Annotated in this window: 11 protein-coding genes; 5 read left to right on the forward strand and 6 right to left on the reverse strand. The window is 71.3% G+C overall.

The window, feature by feature from the left end; all coding sequences use genetic code 11:
- Window position 1: 1 nt before the first annotated feature.
- Both FL344_RS06535 and FL344_RS06540 read right to left on the reverse strand, forming a co-directional pair.
- Window positions 2-2,050: an FtsX-like permease family protein gene (locus FL344_RS06535; RefSeq protein ID WP_228564833.1), complete on the reverse strand. Its 2,049-nt coding sequence runs from the start codon at window positions 2,048-2,050 to the stop codon at window positions 2-4.
- 93 nt (window positions 2,051-2,143) lie between these two features.
- Window positions 2,144-6,319, reverse strand: a complete 4,176-nt coding sequence (locus tag FL344_RS06540) for an SDR family NAD(P)-dependent oxidoreductase (RefSeq protein WP_228564834.1) — start codon at window positions 6,317-6,319, stop codon at window positions 2,144-2,146.
- Between the two features lie 87 nt (window positions 6,320-6,406).
- Here FL344_RS06540 and FL344_RS06545 point away from each other — a divergent pair, with 87 nt between their 5' ends.
- Window positions 6,407-7,909 carry a class I SAM-dependent methyltransferase gene (locus FL344_RS06545; RefSeq protein ID WP_141617916.1) on the forward strand — a complete coding sequence of 501 codons (1,503 nt, stop codon included), beginning with the start codon at window positions 6,407-6,409 and terminating at the stop codon, window positions 7,907-7,909.
- Between the two features lie 114 nt (window positions 7,910-8,023).
- Window positions 8,024-9,001, forward strand: a complete 978-nt coding sequence (locus FL344_RS06550) for a fatty acid desaturase (RefSeq protein ID WP_141617917.1) — start codon at window positions 8,024-8,026, stop codon at window positions 8,999-9,001.
- A 9-nt stretch (window positions 9,002-9,010) separates the two neighbouring features.
- Here FL344_RS06550 and FL344_RS06555 read toward each other — a convergent pair whose 3' ends face one another.
- Genes FL344_RS06555 through FL344_RS06570 form a run of 4 tightly spaced genes read right to left on the reverse strand, consistent with a single transcriptional unit; the run spans window position 9,011 to window position 13,685 of the window.
- Window positions 9,011-10,177 (reverse strand): pyridoxal phosphate-dependent aminotransferase, encoded by a 1,167-nt coding sequence (locus FL344_RS06555; RefSeq protein ID WP_141617918.1) that lies wholly within the window; start codon window positions 10,175-10,177, stop codon window positions 9,011-9,013.
- Window positions 10,178-10,195: 18 nt separating this feature from the next.
- Window positions 10,196-11,695 carry a class I SAM-dependent methyltransferase gene (locus FL344_RS06560; protein ID WP_141617919.1) on the reverse strand — a complete coding sequence of 500 codons (1,500 nt, stop codon included), beginning with the start codon at window positions 11,693-11,695 and terminating at the stop codon, window positions 10,196-10,198.
- 14 nt (window positions 11,696-11,709) lie between these two features.
- Entirely contained in the window at window positions 11,710-12,735 is a 1,026-nt protein-coding gene (locus FL344_RS06565) for an ABC transporter permease (RefSeq protein ID WP_141617920.1), read from the reverse strand.
- Complete coding sequence (locus FL344_RS06570) at window positions 12,735-13,685, reverse strand: ABC transporter ATP-binding protein (protein ID WP_090484217.1); 951 nt, start codon at window positions 13,683-13,685, stop codon at window positions 12,735-12,737. The genes FL344_RS06565 and FL344_RS06570 overlap by 1 nt, the downstream gene beginning before the upstream one ends.
- A 115-nt stretch (window positions 13,686-13,800) precedes the next feature.
- Here FL344_RS06570 and FL344_RS06575 point away from each other — a divergent pair, with 115 nt between their 5' ends.
- From FL344_RS06575 to FL344_RS06585, 3 genes are read left to right on the forward strand one after another with little or no spacing between them, the layout of a single operon-like run.
- The gene (locus tag FL344_RS06575) at window positions 13,801-14,622 is read left to right on the forward strand and encodes a lysophospholipid acyltransferase family protein (RefSeq protein WP_141590145.1); all 822 of its coding nucleotides are present in this window, start codon (window positions 13,801-13,803) and stop codon (window positions 14,620-14,622) included.
- Entirely contained in the window at window positions 14,619-15,566 is a 948-nt protein-coding gene (locus FL344_RS06580; RefSeq protein ID WP_090484221.1) for an SDR family oxidoreductase, read from the forward strand. Before FL344_RS06575 ends, FL344_RS06580 begins: the two co-directional genes overlap by 4 nt.
- A gap of 39 nt (window positions 15,567-15,605) precedes the next feature.
- Window positions 15,606-17,183 carry a bifunctional 3-(3-hydroxy-phenyl)propionate/3-hydroxycinnamic acid hydroxylase gene (locus FL344_RS06585; protein ID WP_141617921.1) on the forward strand — a complete coding sequence of 526 codons (1,578 nt, stop codon included), beginning with the start codon at window positions 15,606-15,608 and terminating at the stop codon, window positions 17,181-17,183.
- Window positions 17,184-17,382: the final 199 nt, after the last annotated feature.

Below are 17,382 nucleotides of genomic sequence, written 5' to 3' on the forward strand. Positions count from 1 at the left end.
TTCAGCCCTCGCCCTTCCGCATGGCTTCGATGGGCTCCACCGCGCTGCCTCGCCACGCCGGTACCAATGTCGCCAGCAGCACCACGGCTGTCACCGCCACCACCACGGCCGCGGTTCCGCCCAGCGACAGCGCTGGACGCAGCACCGGGCCGCCCAGGAAGAACTGCAGGGAGCCATCTTCCACCGCCACGCCATCCCCGGTCGCAAGCCACAGCAGCGCCGCGCCCAGCACCGCGCCCAGGACGCTGCCGATACCGCCCAGCAGCGACCCTTCCAGCAGCAGCGAGGTGAAGACCTCGCGACGTTGCATTCCCACCGCGCGCAGCGTGCCGACCTCCGCCACGCGTTCCCGCGCCAGCAGCAGCAGCGTTCCAGCGGCAACCAGCGCGACGAAGGAGGACATCAGCAGCGCGAAGAGCAGCAGCACCGCCTGGAGCATCACCACCAGACCGCCCAGCAGCCCACCCGCCTCCTGCCAACCCACCGTGGCCAGGGCTTCACCACCGGGCAGCGTGCGCATGCGGGCCGCGACGTCCTCGGCGGAGGCGCCGGGCGCCAGCACCACCGCGGCCTGCAACACCGTGCCGCGTGAGAGTTCGTCCTCGGAGAAGGTCTCCGGCAGGGCCCGGGCACGCTCGAAGACCGGGGCCTGTTCGGTGTGCGCCGTCTGCGCATCCGCGTCCACGATGTCGGGCGGATGGAAGGCGTCCAGGGACTCGGGGGGTGCCATGGCCTCCCCTTCCATGCCAAAGGTCTCGAACAGCGCCCGTGCCTCGTCCTGCTGTGCCTGGGTGAAGCGGCCAGACAGGTGCCGCGCCGTGACGAGGTCCACCACGCTCATGGTGTTGACCCGGCCGTCGTCGCCGCCCAGGCCCCGGAAGCGGAAGATGCCGAAGACTCGCACTGGCACGGCGGTGCCACTCTCCAGCGGCGTCTTCAGTGACAGCACGTCCCCGGGCTTGAGCCGGTACAGCGGCAGCGAGGGCGCCAGCTCCCCGTAGAACTGTCCGAAGCGGGTGTCGAAGTTGGCGTCGTCCACCGAGAGGAAGCGCGCCAGCAGGGCCTCCAGTTCGCCCGGCTCGCCCAGCACGCGGGCCAGTCCGGCCTGGAGCGCCGTGGCGCGCTCGATGTCCAGGCGAGCCACCAGGTCCGGCACCTCCGCGACGTTGCGCTCCACCAGCGTGCGGAGCTGCTCGTCCTCCGCCAACGTGAGGCCCCGCTCGCGCTCGCGGCGCAGCGTGTCCATGCGCACGGCGATGGGGTGCTTGAAGTGCTGCTCGTACGTCGCGTGCCCCATGACGAGGCCCCGCGTCCCTGGCGGAGGAAGCTGCCCGGAGACGAGCTCGAAGCGCGGGAAGGCCCGGGCGAAGCGCGCCACGTCCGTGCCCAGGTAGTCCACCGGAAGCTCTTCACCTTCGCCCGCTTGCCGCGCCACGCGGTTCTCCAACACCTCCAGCAGGCCCTGTGGGTCCTCGGTGAGCCGCTCCCAGAAGGCGGGCTCGGCCGCGTCCCGCAGCACGCGCAGGTCATCCGCGAAGGCGGGCTCTTCCGCGAAGGCCTCGCTCCGGCGATCCGCGTTGCGCGCCACCCGCGCCAGCGTCAGCCGCAGGTCCTCGCCCAGACGGCGCAGCCGTGCGTCCCGTTCCTCGGAGGCCGGCGCCCGCGCCGCCTCGCGCAACACCGCCAGCTTTTCATCCAGGGCGTTGCCACGGAACACGGCGCCCATGCCCAGCTCCAGCGGCACCACCTCCTGGATGCCGGGGAGGTCGCGCAGCCGCGGCTCCAGGGCGCCGTAGTCTGGAATGGGCTGCAGGTCCGGGACGCCCCCTGGCCCCACCACCACCTGGGGCGTTCCCGTGGAGGCGGCGGCGTAGACCTGGAGGTCCCCCGCGCCGCTCTCGATGAGACTTCGCCGCGTGCCGTCATGGATGCTGCCCATCAACGACACACCCGGCGTCAGCAGCGCCGCCGCGCCTGCCGCCAGCAGCCCCACCACCCAGCTTCGGGGGCGGGCCAGCACACTTTGAACGGTGAGCGACCACAGCGTCACGCAGACTCCTCGGTCCGGTGCCATGCCCGGGCAAGACGTATGCCCGGGTAGGTGAACGCTACAACGGACGGGACGGAGGGACTACCGCCTCGCTCACGTGGGCTCCAACACGCGCAGGAGCAAATCCACCTGCGCGTCGCTGAGCACCGAGATGTCCAACTGCGTCAGGTCCACCACGCGTCGCACGTGCTCCGCCAACGCCGTGGCCGTGGGGTGCTCGAACAAGGCCACCTCGCGCAGTTGCAGGCCGGTGCGCTCGTTGATGCGCGCCACCACCCGGGTGGCCTGGAGCGAGCTGCCGCCCAGCGTGAAGAAGTCAGAACCGACGCCCACGCCCTGGGCCCCGAGGACCTCGTGGAAGGCGTCCATCACCACCGTCTCGAATGGCCCGGCGGCGGCTCCGTCCCCCGCCCCTGAGAGGTCGGCGGCCAGGGCCTCACGGTCCACCGCGCCGTCCGCTCGGCGGGGCCATTCCGGCAGGAGATGAAGCACCGCGTCGGAGAGTCCCACGGGCGCGACGTCTCCCGACCGCTGCACCAGGAAGACATGGGCCGTGTCCAGGCGCTGCCCCTCGCCCAATCCCGCCTGACGCCAGGGCCAGGCCGACCCCACCACGCCTGACAGCAGGTGCGCGGGCGCGTGCTCCACCGCCAAGGCCACGGAGGCCAGGGCCTGGGATGGCTCCAGCACCCGGTAGCCCGGCGGCGCGGCCCCCAGTGAGCGCGCGAGCCCCGTCTCCCGCACCTGGCTCAGTGATACCGCCACCGCGTGGCGGCCCTGTGCGGTCAGCCGCTCGGCGAACCGTTCGAGGAAGCCCGTGCCGGCGCAGTAGGCCGCGTGGCGCCCCGCGCCCACCGTTCCCATCAACGACGCCGCGAAGACGCAGACGGCTTGGGGCCTGTCCTTCAAGACGGTCGCGATGGCCCTCGCGCCCAGTACATGTGCGGCGGCGCCTTGTACCAGTGTCTCCGGCGTCTCGTGCTCCAACGCGACGGGCGTCAGCGTGCCCGCGAAGTGGAAGGCGCCATCGAGCGACTGACCGAAGTGCGCCTCCGCGTCGTGCACGGCATTCCGAAGCGCGACTTCGTCCGTAACGTCCACGGAGACATACTTCGCGGTGCCCAGCTCGGACTCCAGCGCCCTTGCCTCGGGACCATGAGGGCGCCGCCCCACGAGCAGCAGCCGGGCGTCCAGCCCCTGCCGCAGCTGACGTGCCCATTCACGTCCCAGGCCACCGAGCGCGCCTGTTACCAGGTAGAGCCCTCCCTTCTTGAGGCGCTGGGGTGCCGCGAGCGGTGGCGGCGTCCATGGGGTGAAGACGCGCTCCCACCGCGTGCCTTCCCGCCACGCGACCTCGCGCGCGGCATCCTGGGAGGCGAGTTCGCGGGCGACAGCGTGGGCGGTGGCGGATGCGCCCGGAGGCATCCACGCCCCCCTGGCTTCCAGCCCCGGAACCTCCGCCCCGGCGCTCCAGAGCAGGCCCGGCGTCAGCAAGGCGGCCAGCGAAGCCGCGTCGTCCCCTCCCGGCTCCGGAAGCGCCGCGAGTACGCGCACGACCGGAGCGTCCTCGCCTCGCTTGGACAGGGACTGGAGCGCATGAAGCAGTGGCGCCAGGCGAGAGGCCACCGCCGCTTGCGGCACCGCATCTGAGGCCGCGCCCTGGGCAGGTGCGGCCAGAGGCGTGGCCGGCGCCGCCTGCATCGCGCCGTCCGAGGCCGTGCCCTGGGCAGGTGCGGCCAGAGGCACGGCCGGCGCCGCCTGCATCGCGCCGTCCGAGGCCGTGCCCTGGGCAGGTGCACCAACGCCCCCGGACACGCCTCTGCCAGGCGCTCTGAAGGCAGCGTCCTGCTGGCGCCCATCCGCAGCCGTCACCTCCCCGCGAAGCAAAGACTCACGGACCGCGGGCGGCTCCCGCGCCTCCGGCAGCAGCACCACCACGTCACCACAAGGCACACGGCGCTCCGCAAGGGCCTCAATGGCACGAACGAGTTCACCGCTCGCCTCCGGCGCCACCCGCACCACCTCGCGGCCGTCGGCCTGTTCGCGCAATGCCTCGGCGAACGATTCGTCCGCGATGACGACCACGGCACCGTGTGTTCCCGCCCTGGACGTCAGCGGCCGAGGCACCCACCGGGACACCGCCAGGCACGGCGGCATCGTGGCGGGTCCGCCCAGGACGCGCAGCGCGCGGTGGTACTCGGCCTCCAGCTCGCCCGCCTCGAAACGGCGCCGCAGTTCGGTGCGACCCCGCTTCCCCAGCTCCGTGCGCGGCACCTGCTGGCGCTCCAGGGGCAACAGGTGCGCGACATGGAAGCCGAGCACCCGGCCCACCTTCTCCCGGATGCTCTGCAGCAACTCCGCCAGCGGCGGCGCATCCGGCGTGGGCACGAAGCAGACAGCCAGTTCATCCGTCTGTGCCGTACCGCTCCGCGTCGGGCAGGCCACGGTGTACGACGGCAGCACGCCAGGCACCGACTCCACCACCTCCTCGATGTCCTGCGGGTAGACGTTGTTGCCGTGGAGGATGAGGACCTCCTTCTGGCGCCCCGCGATGGACATCTGCCCGTCCTGAATCACGGCCATGTCCCCGGTGCGAAACCAGCCATCGGCCGTGAAGGAGCGCGCGTTGAGTTCCGCGTCATCCAGGTAGCCGGACAGCACCTGCGCACCCCGGGCCTGAAGGTGGCCGACCTGGCCTTCGGGAACCACCGCGTCGGCATCGTCCACCACACGCAGGGCCGCGCCCACCGGAGGCGGTCCCAGCTCCGTCGCCGCTTCCACCGGATGGGTCCGCACGCCCCGCGTCATCGAGAAGAAGGACGACGTCTCCGCCATGCCCCAGGCCGGGCACACCGCGTCCTCGCGCAATCCGCTGTCGCGCAGGGGCTCGGAGAAGCGCCGGAGCGTCGCGGGCAGCACGGACTCGCCACCAGAGGCCAGCACCCGCACCTGCTCCAACCGCCACGCGCGGCGCTCCTCGCGCTCCAGCCGGTCCGCCACCAGGCCGTAGGCGAAGTTGGGGGCCCAGCTCATCGTCCCGCCGAACTCCGAGAGCAAATCCAGCCAGCGCAGCACGTCCGCCAGGACGTAGTCGCGCGCCACCAGTACATGGGGCGTGCGGGTGCGCAGCGCGAGCAGGTGGGGGTAGCTCGTCCCCGCCACGTGGTCCAAGGGCATCCAGCTCACGCCCACGTCCCCAAGCAGGTACCAACCGCCGGCCACCATCCCCTCGCCCATCGCCATCAGGTTGGCGTGCTTCAGCACCACGCCCTTGGGACGCCCGGTGCTCCCAGACGTGAAGGAGAGGATGGCGGGCGCCTCCGGGTCCACGGCCGCGAGGGGCCCCGGCTCCGCGCCCGACAGGGATTGCAGCGACAGGGCGCGCAGCCCCGCCTCCGACAGCGGTGCCGTGGCCCTCGCCTCCGTGAGCAGCCACGGCGTCCCCAGCCGCTCCGACACCGAGATGAGCCGCGCGACACCAGGCTGCGAGCGCTCCAGCGACGCCGGCAGCGCCAGCGGCACCGGCACCACGCCGCCGAGCGTGCAGGCCCAGAAGCCACGCACGAAATCACCCGGGCGCTCCATCGCGAGCATCACCCTGTCACCCGCCTTCGTGCCCCGCGCCCGCAGACCGCCCCACAGCCGGAGCGCCTCGTCCCAGAGCGCGGCGAACGTCAGCGTCTCCCGCTGCCCCTGGACGTCGATGAAGGTGATGACATGTTCGGGCGCGTGCGCAACGGCCTGCTGGAGCAGTTCGACGAGCGTCCGCGGCGCTCCCGCGGGCACGCTGCGCGGTCCTGAATCGATGAGGGAAGGCCGGCCGCCCGCGTCCATCCGCGCCGCAGCCCGGGCCGAAGACACGGATGCCACGCCCCCTGCCTTCAACCGCAGCGCGGCGGGAAGCAAGGCGTCCAGCGGCGTGTGGACCTCCTCGTCCCGCCGGGTCCCCACGAGCGCCACCGCCTCGATGCCCTGCTGCCGGAGCGCGTCCTCCAGGGCCTGAAGCCTCGCGGGCACAGGCGGCATGCACTGGCGCAGCGCCGCCGCATCCACGTCGCCGGAATCGAGCCGGGGCAGCGCGTCCACCAGCGCCACGGCGGGCACATCCGGCCCCAGGCGCTCGTGAAGCAGTGCGTCCAGTTCAGCCGCTCGCACCGCGCGCCGAGGCACCACCCAGGCCACTTCGGGCGACACCCAGACGTCACGGACGCGCGCTTCCGCACGCAGGAACTCTTCGACGAGTTGCACCATCGACGCGCGTGATTCCATGTCTCAAGTGTATCAGAGCCGCTCCCGGCCCTGCCGCGAGGGAGCCGGGTTGCACCCGGAGGACGGGTGGGAACAAGCTGAGGGCCCATGGCCGCCCCCCACGAGCCCGTCTCCCTCGCACAGTCACTCCACTTCTGGGCGCGCAACGCCTCCAACGAGTCCGCCCTCTTCCAGACAGCGCTCAGGGTGGGACTCTTCGACGCACTCACCGTGGAGGGCCGTGGCGAACCACTGCCGGTGGAGACGCTGGCGGAGCGGCTCGGCTGCTCCGCGCGAGGACTCCGCTCCCTGCTGGAGCTGTTGGTGTGCCTGGACTTCGTCCGCATGGACGACGCGCGCCGCTTCAGCCTCGCGCCCCACACCGCCACCCTCCTGGGCGACGCGGCCTTCCGCCAGCAGCTTCAAGCCGAGCTCCCCTGGTGGGGCCCCATGGGGCTGCTGGCCGACGCCGTGAAGTCCGGCGAGCCGGTGGACTTCGAGGGACAGCGCTGGGACGTCCTCAGCCACCTGCGCGAGCGGCTGGTAGCTCCCACGCCGTTCGCCACTCCCGCGCACGAGGACTTCTTCGACCGCTTCACCCGCAGCGGCCTGCGTACCCAGGTTCTCCTGGCCGCGGGACAGAGCGGGTTGTTGGCAGCACTCGCCGAGGACGTCCGCACGGAGCAGGCGCTGGGCGAGTCCACGTCCACGCGTGCCCCCGGGGTGCTGCTGGAAGCGCTGGCCGTGCTGGGAATGACGCGGCGCCAGGAGGATGGGTGGGCGCTGACACCTGAGGCGAAGACACTGCTGGAAGGAAAGGCCCTGGCCTACCTGGTGCGCTCGCTGTCCGTGTCCGCGCGGTACTGGGAGGCCCTCGGACGCCTGGACGAGACGGTGCGTCACGAGCGCTACGTGCTCGACCTGAAGGACCCCGAGGTGAGCGGGCGCTTCTACGCGGACAACTCCCAGCAAATCACCGCCGTGTTCGCCACCCACTTCCAACTCAGCCGCCGCGCCGCGGCCACGCTCGCGGGCGTGCGTCCGCTGGAGGGCGCCGCGGTGCTGGACATCGGCACCGGCTCGGGCGTATGGGGCGCGGCCTTCGCGCGTGCGTCGTCCTCCACACACGTCACGTACTTCGACCAGGCCATCGTGCTGGAGCAGGTGCGCCGCAACGTCGCGAAGCTGGAGGTCGCGGACCGGGCGCGCTTCTGGCCAGGGAACCTCTTCACCCAGGACTTCGGCGCCGCGGACTTCGACGTCATCATCCTCCCCCAGGTGCTCAACGTGCTGAGCCCGAAGGACGTCCCAGACATCTTCGCGCGCGTGGCCCGGGCACTGCGTCCGGACGGCATCCTCGTCATCGCCGAGTACGTGCTCAACGAGCGCCGCGACGGCCCCCTGGACCACCTCTACTTCGGCTTCCGTCGCTTCATGACGAACGAGGGTGACCTGCTGTCCGCGTCCGAGTACGCGAAGCTGCTCGCGGACGTGGGCCTCACCACGTCCGTCTGCATCCCCCTTCCCACCCAGGAACTGGTGTTCGCCGCGCGAGACGGCGTGGCCCTGCCCACCGCGCTGGCCCCACCGCCCCGGCCGCCTTCTGTCTGACACAGCGCGATACATCTGACACAGCGCGATACATCTCCGGCCCCTCGCCTTGCCCGGAGAAGGGTGCCCGGTTAGCGTTCCCCCCGTCCGCCCCCTCGCCCCGAAAGGTCTCCCGTGAGCGCCGCGCCGCAGGAGGACAGCGACGCCCTGCCGTCCCCGGCCGCCCGGCCCGTGCGTGGCGTGCGCCCGACGTCTGTCGCCGCGAGGCTGCGCGCTGAATACGCACGAGAGGTCGCCGCGCTCGGCTACCACGCGCACTCCGTGCCCGGCGCGCTGGCCCACCTGGCGCTGCACCTGGGCCTGGCCGTGGCCATTGCGGCGGCGTTCGAGCTGCTGCTGCCACACGCGCCGCGCGCCGCTTGGCTCCTGTACCCGCTGATGGCCTTCCTCATCGCGACGCGCTTTCGCGCGGTGGGCAACATGCTCCACGAGGCGTGTCACGGCATGCTCGTGCGCGGCAAGCGCCACAACCGGAACCTGGGACACCTGCTGGCGGTGCTCGACCTGACGGCCCTGGACCCGTATCGCAGGGACCACTTCAGCCACCATCTCCACCTGGGTGACGCGGAGAAGGACCTGGACTTCCAGCCGCGCCGCCGCTTCGGCTTCGCGGACCCGGACCGGCCCTTCGTGAAGTCGCACCTGCTGCGTCCCCTGCTGCTCATCCACCTGCCCGCCTTCATCCGCCCGGTGTTGTTCCACCGCGAGGACCCGGTCTGGGTGACGCTGCTGCGCTGGAGCTTCATCGGCGGCCTGCTCGCCGTGGCGCACTTCGTCGTGGGCTGGGACGTGTTCCTACGGGCCTACGTCATCCCCTACTTCGTCGCCTACCAGGTCATCCGCTACTGGTCAGACGCGGTGGACCACGCGGGCATCATCTCCTCCGCGGACGAGTTCCACCGCTCCCGCAATCACGTCTTCGCGTGGGGCTGGCTCAACCGGCTCGTCTTCCCGCGCAACGACGAGTACCACCTCACGCACCACCTCTTCCCCGCGGTGCCCACGCCCTTCCAGGGGCGCGTGCATCAACTGCTGCTGCGCGACGCGGACTATGCCGCGCGCGAGCATGCCTTCTCGTCCCTGACGCGGTAGCGCGGGCGCTCAGCGCGCGGTGGCGCGCTCGATGGCGTCCAGCGCCTCGGAGAAGCGCTCCGGCGCGATGCCCAGCCCCAATCGGAAACCGTGCCCGCGCTCCAGCGGATGCGCTCCGTCCGGCGAGCCCGCCTCCATGGCGCTCAGCGGCAGGACGAACACGCCCGCGTCCGACAGGGCCTTGAGCAGCGTCTCCGCGCTGGCATCGTCCCGAGCCTCCCGCAGGCCGATGCAGGTGACGAGCCCGCCCTGGGGCGCGACGCCATAGACACCGCGCGAACGCTCCAGGAAGGCAGAGAGCGTGGCGCGATTGCGCAGCCAGTCCTCCCGTGCGCGGCGCAACGCAGGACTGTCCAAATCCCGCAGCACCTCGCGCGCCACCCACTCCGTCACCGGATTCACGGTGTGCGTCGTGTAGTTCTTCTCGTTCTGCATCCGCGACAGCATGGCCGTGTCACCCACCGTCCAGCCGATGCGCAGCCCCGGGCAGCCCAGGCACTTGATGAAGGAGCCGGTGACGAAGTGCCGCGAGCCCGGCCGGTACACGGACGCGCCCAGCACGGACGTCTCCGAGGACAGGAAGCGGTAGTGCTCGTCCCCCACCACCGTGGCGCCCGTCCGCTCCGCCCAGCGCTCCACCGCCGACAGCAGCTCCGCCGTCAGCACCAGGCCGCTGGGATTGTGCGGGTTGTTGATGATGACGGTGTCGGGCTGCTCGCGCTCCAGCCGCTCCAGCCACAGGTCCGCGTCCACGGACGGCACGCCGTTCGCGTCCCATGTCACGGGCAACCGCACCACCTCCGCGCCCTGCCGCTGGGGCAGCTCGTAGAGGAGCTGGAACGCCGGCCACGCCAGGGCCACCTTGCGCGGGCGGAGCTGGCGGAACAGCAGCAGCAACGCCTCGCTGGTGCCGGTGGTGATGAGGACGTTGTCCCGCGTGGCGCCCGGGTGCATGGCCGCCACCGCGTCGCGCAGGTCCGCGCGGCCCCAGTTGGGGCTGTCATTCAAGGGCGTGGAGAGGAACACCTCGGCGGCGCGCTCGGCGCTGACGCCCGAGCCGAGGAGCAGCTCGCCCACGGTGACGGGGCGCCCACCGGACTCCCCCAGGTTGAAGCGCGCGGTGAAGCGCGAGCCCTCCAGGTAGTCCTCCATGAAGAAGGTACGCAGCGGTTCCATGATGCTCCCGAAAAGGAATCAGGCGGAGGGAGCGACGTCCGGCCACGCGACGTCGCCCCGATGAGCGATGACAACCTGCTGAATGGGCATGTCGAAGCCGCGGGCGTCCGTGAGGCCAACCGGCCCCAGCAGCGCGCGGAACTCCGGCAGGGACAGCACGTCCCCCTCGTTCGTCACGTACCGGCGCAGCGCGAAGTAGAGCGCGTCCAGCGGGCCGTCGCGCCGGTCCGTCAGCAGGTAGCCGGAGATGAGCAGCAGCCCGCCGGGACGCAGCGCTCGAGCCAGCCGGGCGAAGAAGCTCGGGAGCTCCGAGGGCGGCAGCGCGGGGATGATTTGCGGCAGCAGGATGACGTCGTAGCGGGACTCGCCGTAGTCCACCGAGAGGCAGTCCCCCGCCCACAGCTCGGAGCGAGCCTCCAGCTTCAGCTTCGCCAGGTGGGGGCGCACCGCGTCCAGCACGTGCGGCGAATCCAGGTACGTGACGTGCGTGGTGGGGGCCACCAACCCGAAGGCCGCGCCCCACACGCCCGAGCCCGTGCCGACGTCCAACACGCGCGCCTGTGCCAATGGCCGCATCGACCGCACCAGCGTCGCGGCCTGCCGGCTCAGCCGCAGGTGCGAGGCGAAGATGCTGGAGATGCGTGAAGCATTCTCCTGGTAGATGCGCCGCGCAGTCTCCGGGTCACGCAAGTCCAGCCGGAAGCGCTGCTCGCGCACCGCCTCGTCGAGGTGCCCCAGCGCCTCCCAGTAGGCCATGGTCGCCGGCAGCGCTCGCTGGAAGTACGGAAGGCTCTGGGCGTCCAGCGCCCGGCCCGCGGCCTCCGTGAAGCCCCAGCCTGCCTCCTGCGCCTGGACGATGCCCATTGCCGCCAGCGCGCCCAGGAGCACCTCCAGCGCTTCCGCCGACGCGCCCACCTCCCGCGCCAGCACGTCCAGCGGCACAGGCCCGCGCACCAGCTTCACCAGCACGTCCAGCTCCGCGGCCGTCACCAACGCCAGCGTGCGCGCGGGGTTGCGGGCGAAGCGGTCATGGAAGTCCCGGGCCTCGGCGCTCGGGGTGGAGGGCGCGGGCGACAGGAACAGCGCGCGGTACCACCCGAGCACGTCCCACGACTCCCCACCCCACGCCACGGGGCCGCCACCGCGCACGGCCTGGGACAGCAGCGCGAGCGGATGCCACCACCGCCGCGCCTCCTTCAGCCTCGTAGTGAACGCCTCGTCCTGGAGGAAGGCCGCGGTCGACGCGGGCAGCGAATACCCCCGCCCCTCCTCAAGGTGGACGAAGCCCAACGCGACCAGCGGCTCGACGACAGAGCGCGTCCCTCGCCAGGTGCCGCCCACCCGCTTCGCGAGCGTCTCCAAGGACACCGGCTCGCCCGAGCCCGTCTCCGGGAGGTGTCCGAAGAGGCCGAGCACGAAGGCGGCCTGAAGTGCCGCCGCTTCGTTGCTGGCATCTCGCGCGTGGAAGTTGAGCTGCTGAACGAAGGCGGGGGACGGCGCGGAAACGGGCTGTGACACGAAGCAGCGCTCCTTTACGTCCAGCGGAACCAACGAAGAGCCAGCAGCAGTGGCACCACGGTCCACGCGGCCAGCACCAACATGGGCGCACCCAGCGAAGCCAGGCCCGCGCCCTCCAGCATGACGGCCCGCAGCGAGTCATTGATGGCCGTGAGCGGCAAGGCGCGGATGACCGGCTGCAACCAAGAGGGGAAGTTCCCGGACGCGAAGAAGACGCCGGAGACGAACATCATCGGCAGCGAAACGAGGTTGACGAGCCCGCCCACCGCCTCCTCCGTCCGCGCCCGGATGGCCACGAGCACGCCGAGCGCGGCGAAGCACAGCGCACCCGCGAGCCCCACGAGCGTCAACGTGAAGTAGCTGCCGAACATCGGCACGCCGAAGAGCCAGCGCGCGAAGGCACAGAAGAAGAAGACCTCCGCCAGCGCGAACCCCGCGCGCGCCAGCATGTAGGACACGAAGAACTGGGAGCGCCGCATGGGCGTCGCGGCCAGCCGCTTCAGCAGCTTGCCTCCGCGCATCGCCACTAGCGAGCCCGCCACCACCCACAGGCTGCTGGACATCAACGACAGGCCCAGCAGGCCGGGGATGAGGAAGTCGACGTAACGGTTTCCCGGCTCCGACACCGGCGTGGCCTTCACCACGGCGGGACGCGCGGCGTCTTCCGGCGCGGCGAGCGCCTGCTCCACCAGGAGCCGCGCGGTGCGACCCTCCGCCTGGCTGGGGTCCACCAGCGCTTCGGGCACCGCGCCCGGCAGCAGCACCAGGGAGAGCTGCCCGCGCGCCAGCCGACGCCGGGCGGACGCTTCGTCCGCGACCTCGGCGGACAGCTCCGGCACGCCCTCCAGCTTCGCCATCAGCGCCGGCGCGCCCGGCCCCTCCGCCACGGCCACACGCACCGGGCCCAGGGAGTCATTCCGGAACGCCAACCCCAGGAACAGCGAGGTGACGACGGGGAAGATGAACGTCCAGAACAGCACCTCCGGCTGCCGCATCAACATGCGCAGCCGCATCAACACCAGTTGGCCCAGGGCGTTCATCAGGCCGCCTTCTCTTCCGCGGACTCGCGCAGGGAGCGGCCCGTCATGTCGATGAAGACATCATCCAGCGTGGGGCGCCGGGTGGACAGGTGCAGCAACTGGCCGCCCCCCGCCGCCACCTCGCGCAGCACCTCCGGCAGCGCCCGGTGCAGCTCCCGCACCCGCAGGGTGATGCGGCCGGCGTGCCGCTGGGCGGCCACCACCGACGGCAGCGGGCGCAACCGCTCCAGGTCCGGCGAGGGCTCCGCCTCCAGCTCGATGACCTGCTCCGCGCCCAGCGTGGTGATGATGTCCCGCGGCGTCCCGCGCGCAATCACCCGGCCCCGGTCGATGATGACCAGCCGGTCGCACAGCACCTCGGCCTCATCCATGTAATGCGTGGTCAACACCACGGTGCGCCCGCGCGCCTTGAGCTGCGCCACCACGTCCCACAAGGCGCGGCGCGACTGGGGGTCCAACCCGGTGGTGGGCTCGTCCAGGAAGAGCACGTCCGGGTCGCCCGCCAGCCCCAGCGCCAAGGCCAGCCGCTGCTTCTGGCCACCGGACAGCTTGCCCACCCGGGCATGGCGCTTCTCGCCCAACTGCACCAGCCCGATGAGCGCCTCGACCTCCAGGGGGCGTGGGTAGAAGGAGGTGAACAAACGCACCATCTCCTCCACCGTGAGCTGGTCCACCAGCCGCGTCTCCTGGAGCGTCATGCCAATGCGCTCCCGCAGCACCGGCGCGTCCGTCTCCCAGCGCAACCCCAGGAGCCGCACCTCCCCCGAGGTGGCCGTCTGGAGGCCCTCGAGGATTTCCACGGTCGTCGTCTTGCCCGCGCCGTTGGGGCCCAGGAGGCCGACGCATTCGCCACGGCGGATGTCCAGGTCGATTCCGTCCACGGCGGTGACGTCGCCGAAACGTTTGACCAATCCCTTCACCTCGATGGCGAGCTCGTCCTGGTGTGTCATGGATGGGGGGCTGGGGGGGCGCGCGGGCGAGTATCGCTCAACACCCGGCGGGTGCCCAACGAACCCGGTGTGGAAAGCGGCGGGGCTGGGCACGTCGGGGTGGTACGGTGCCCCCGTGGCCCTGACCGACTCATTGGAAGCCCGGGTGGACCGGCTGGAACTGCCTTTCAACGAATACGGCGTCGACCCGTACGGCATCTCCAAGTCTCACGTGAAACACGCGCTGCGCGTCTTTGGCGCCATCTACCGCTACTACTTCCGCGTGCGCTGTTACGGGGTGGAGCACATCCCCCCGCGGGGCCGCGGAATGCTGGTGGGCAACCACTCCGGCGGCGTGGCGGTGGACGGGGCCATGGTGCTGACGTCCACCATGTTGGAGATGGACCCGCCCCGGCTGGCGCAGGGCATGGTGGAGCGCTTCCTCCACAACTTCCCCGTGTCCTCGCTGTGGGCCAGCCGCACCGGCCAGTTCATCGGGCTGCCCGAGCACGCCAAGCGCCTGCTGGAGGATGACCGGCTGCTGATGATCTTCCCCGAGGGCGCGCGCGGCACGGCCAAGCTCTACAACGAGCGCTACTCGTTGGTGGACTTCGGCACCGGCTTCGTCCGCCTGGCGTTGCAGACGCGCTCGCCCATCATCCCCTTCGCGTTCCTGGGCGGCGGCTCGGCCGTCCCCACGGTGTTCAACGCGTACACGCTGGGGAAGCTGCTCGGCGTGCCCTACGTCCCGTTGACGCCCTACCTGTTGCCGCTGCCGTTGCCGGTGCAGTTGGAAATCCATTACGGCGAGCCGCTCGTCTTCCATGGCACGGGGGACGAAGAGGACCACGTCATCGAGGGCTATGTGGAGAAGGTGAAGCAGCGCATCGCGGGGCTCATCGAGCGCGGCCGCGCGCAGCGGCACAGCCGGCGGATTGGGAGGAACCTGTTGCCATGAGGGTGCTGATTCCAGGCATCTCCGGAGGCATTGCCCGTCAGCTCGCGCTGCACCTGCACGCGCGCGGGCATCAGGTGGCGGGCATCGACACCCGCCCCTGGGCCGAGGCCAAAGAGGCCGGCATCCAGGTCTACCGGGGCGATGTGCGCAAGCGCGCTGCGGAGGACGTCTTCCGCCGCTGGCGTCCCGAAGCCGTGGTGCACATGGCCACCGTCACCGCCTTCACGGTGCCGGGCAAGGAGCGCGGGCGCATCAACCTGGACGGCACCAAAGCGGTGTTCGACCACTGCGCGGCCCATGGCGTGAAGCAGGTGCTCTTCGTGGGGCGGCACACCTTCTACGGCGCGGCGCCGGACTCGCCGCTGTACCACTCCGAGGACGAGCCGCCTCGCGCGCTGGAGGCCATTCCGGAGCTGGCCGACCTGGTGGCCGCAGACCTGTACGCGGCCACCGCGCTGTGGCGCCTGCCGAAGATGACGACGGCCGTGCTGCGGCTGCCCTACACCCTGGGGGCGCCCGGCACTGGCACGCTGTCCTCCTTCCTCAAGGGCCGTCGCGTGCCGCTGGTGCTCGGGTACGACCCCCTCTTCCACGTCCTCCAGGAGGAAGACGTGGTGACGGCGTTGACGCTGGCGCTGGAGAAGCAGGTCCGGGGCCTCTTCAACGTGGCGGGCCCTCCGCCGATTCCGCTGTCCGTCATCGTCCGGGAGACAGGGCGCAGGGCGGTGCCTCTGCCCGCGCCGCTGCTATCGATGCTGCTGGGCCGGGCCGGCCTCCCCCGCCTGTCAATGGGCGCGCTGGACCACCTGCGCTTCCCCATCGTCGTGGACAACCGCCGCTTCCTGGACGCCACGGGCTTCGAATACCGCCACAGCGTGGCGGACTCGCTGCGCATCTTCCGCGAATCCTCGCCCATCCTCCCTGCGGGGGGCCAAGGACGTTAGACTTCTCCCCGCAGCGGACCTGCTTCCGGGGGGAAGTCCATGTCGGCCGACATCGAGGAAGTGGATGTGGTCATCGCGGGAGGCGGGCCGGTGGGTGTGCTCACCGCCAACCTCCTGGGACTCCAGGGCGTGCGCGTGCTCGTCCTCGAACGAGAGGCCGCGCCGCATGGCCAACCCCGGGCCTTCTCCTGTGACGACGAGGCCCTGCGCATCTACCAGGCCGCGGGGCTGCTCGACGCGCTGAAGCCCGACCTGCGCCAGGGCCGCCACGTCACCTTCACCGGCGTGCGCGGCCAACCCATTGCCCAGGTCCAACTGGGCCAGGTGGACCTCGGCTATGGCCACGCGCCCATCTGGTTCTTCCACCAGCCGCTCCTGGAGAAGGCGCTGCGCGAGGGCCTCTCACGCTTCCCCGCCGCCGAGCTGCGCACGGGTACCGAGGTGGAGTCACTGGAACAGGACGGCGCGGGCGTCACCGTGCGGTACCTCACGTCCGGAGTCCGGCACCGGGTGCGCGCCCGCTACCTGGTGGCCTGTGACGGTGGGCGGAGCACGGTGCGCGCGCTGCTGGGCATCCCCATGGAAGGGCGTGGCGGCCAGGAGCCATGGATTGCCATCTCCGGCACCGTGGCGGAGGAAGACGCCCCCGCCGAATGTCATGTCGTCTGCGACCCGGTCCGCCCCGGCTTCGTCGGGCGTGGTCCCGTGGGGCGGTTCCGCTGGGAGTTCCGCCTGCGCCTGGGCGAGACGGGCGAGGAGATGACGCAGCCCGGCACGATTCGCCGCCTGATTGGGCCATATGTGAATCCAGACCGGGTGACGGTGGAGCGAGCGCAGCTCTACAGCTTTCATTCGGTGGTGGCGCAGCGCTGGCGCGTGGGCCGTACCTTCCTGGCGGGAGACGCGGCTCACTTGTTGCCGCCCTTCATGGGTCAGGGCCTGGTGTCCGGGCTGCGCGACGCGGCGAACCTCGCGTGGAAGCTGGCGTGGGTCCTCCAGGGCCGCGCCCCCGAGGCGCTGCTGGACACCTACGCAGTGGAGCGCCGTCCGCACGTGCGCGCCTTGCTGGAAGCCACCGCGAGGCTGGGCTCCGTGTTCACCGCGCGCAGCACGCCCATGGCCTGGGTACGTGACACCGTGCTCCGGGGCCTCCAGGCCGTTCCGGCCGCGCGCCGCTTCGTGGAGGGATTCCGCTTCAAGCCGGCGCCCGCCATCGAGGAAGGCTGGATGCTGGGCGGCCGCCGCTCGGGCCGGAAGGCCGCGGAAGGCAGCTACCTTCCCCAACCGCGCGTGCGTCGTGCGTCCGGTGAGGAACACCTGTTGGATGACAGCCTGGGCTCCGGCTTCGCCGTGCTGAGCCGGGGCGGCAGCCCGGGGACGGAGGTGGCCCGGGAGCTGGCCGAATCCCTGGGGGCCCGCGCCGTCACCGTGCGCTCCGCGGGTGTCCCGGGCCTGGGCGACGACAGCGTGGAGGACCACACCGGCAGGCTGTCCGAGTGGTTCCGGGAGCACGGCGCGGACGTGGCCGTGGTGCGGCCGGACCGTTTCGTCTTCGGCGCGGTGCCCCTGGCCCGGATGCCCGAACTGCGCGCGGCGCTGGGCGTGGAAGAGGCGTGAGCCGTTGCACAGACGACAGACATTGCAAGCACGGGGTCCGAAAGACCTCGGGATTCAATTTCTGACTCGCCCAAGCACAATCACTCTCATCTGTCCACACCACCCCAGGGGGTTGCATCGAAGTCCATGAGAGGAGCAGGCTTCCAACCCTCCGCGAAGGCAGACCATCGCGCGACCTCGGGGGAAATGGCTTGCACCC

This window comes from Myxococcus sp. AB036A, assembly GCF_006547355.1.
Classification (GTDB): Bacteria; Myxococcota; Myxococcia; order Myxococcales; family Myxococcaceae; genus Myxococcus; species Myxococcus virescens.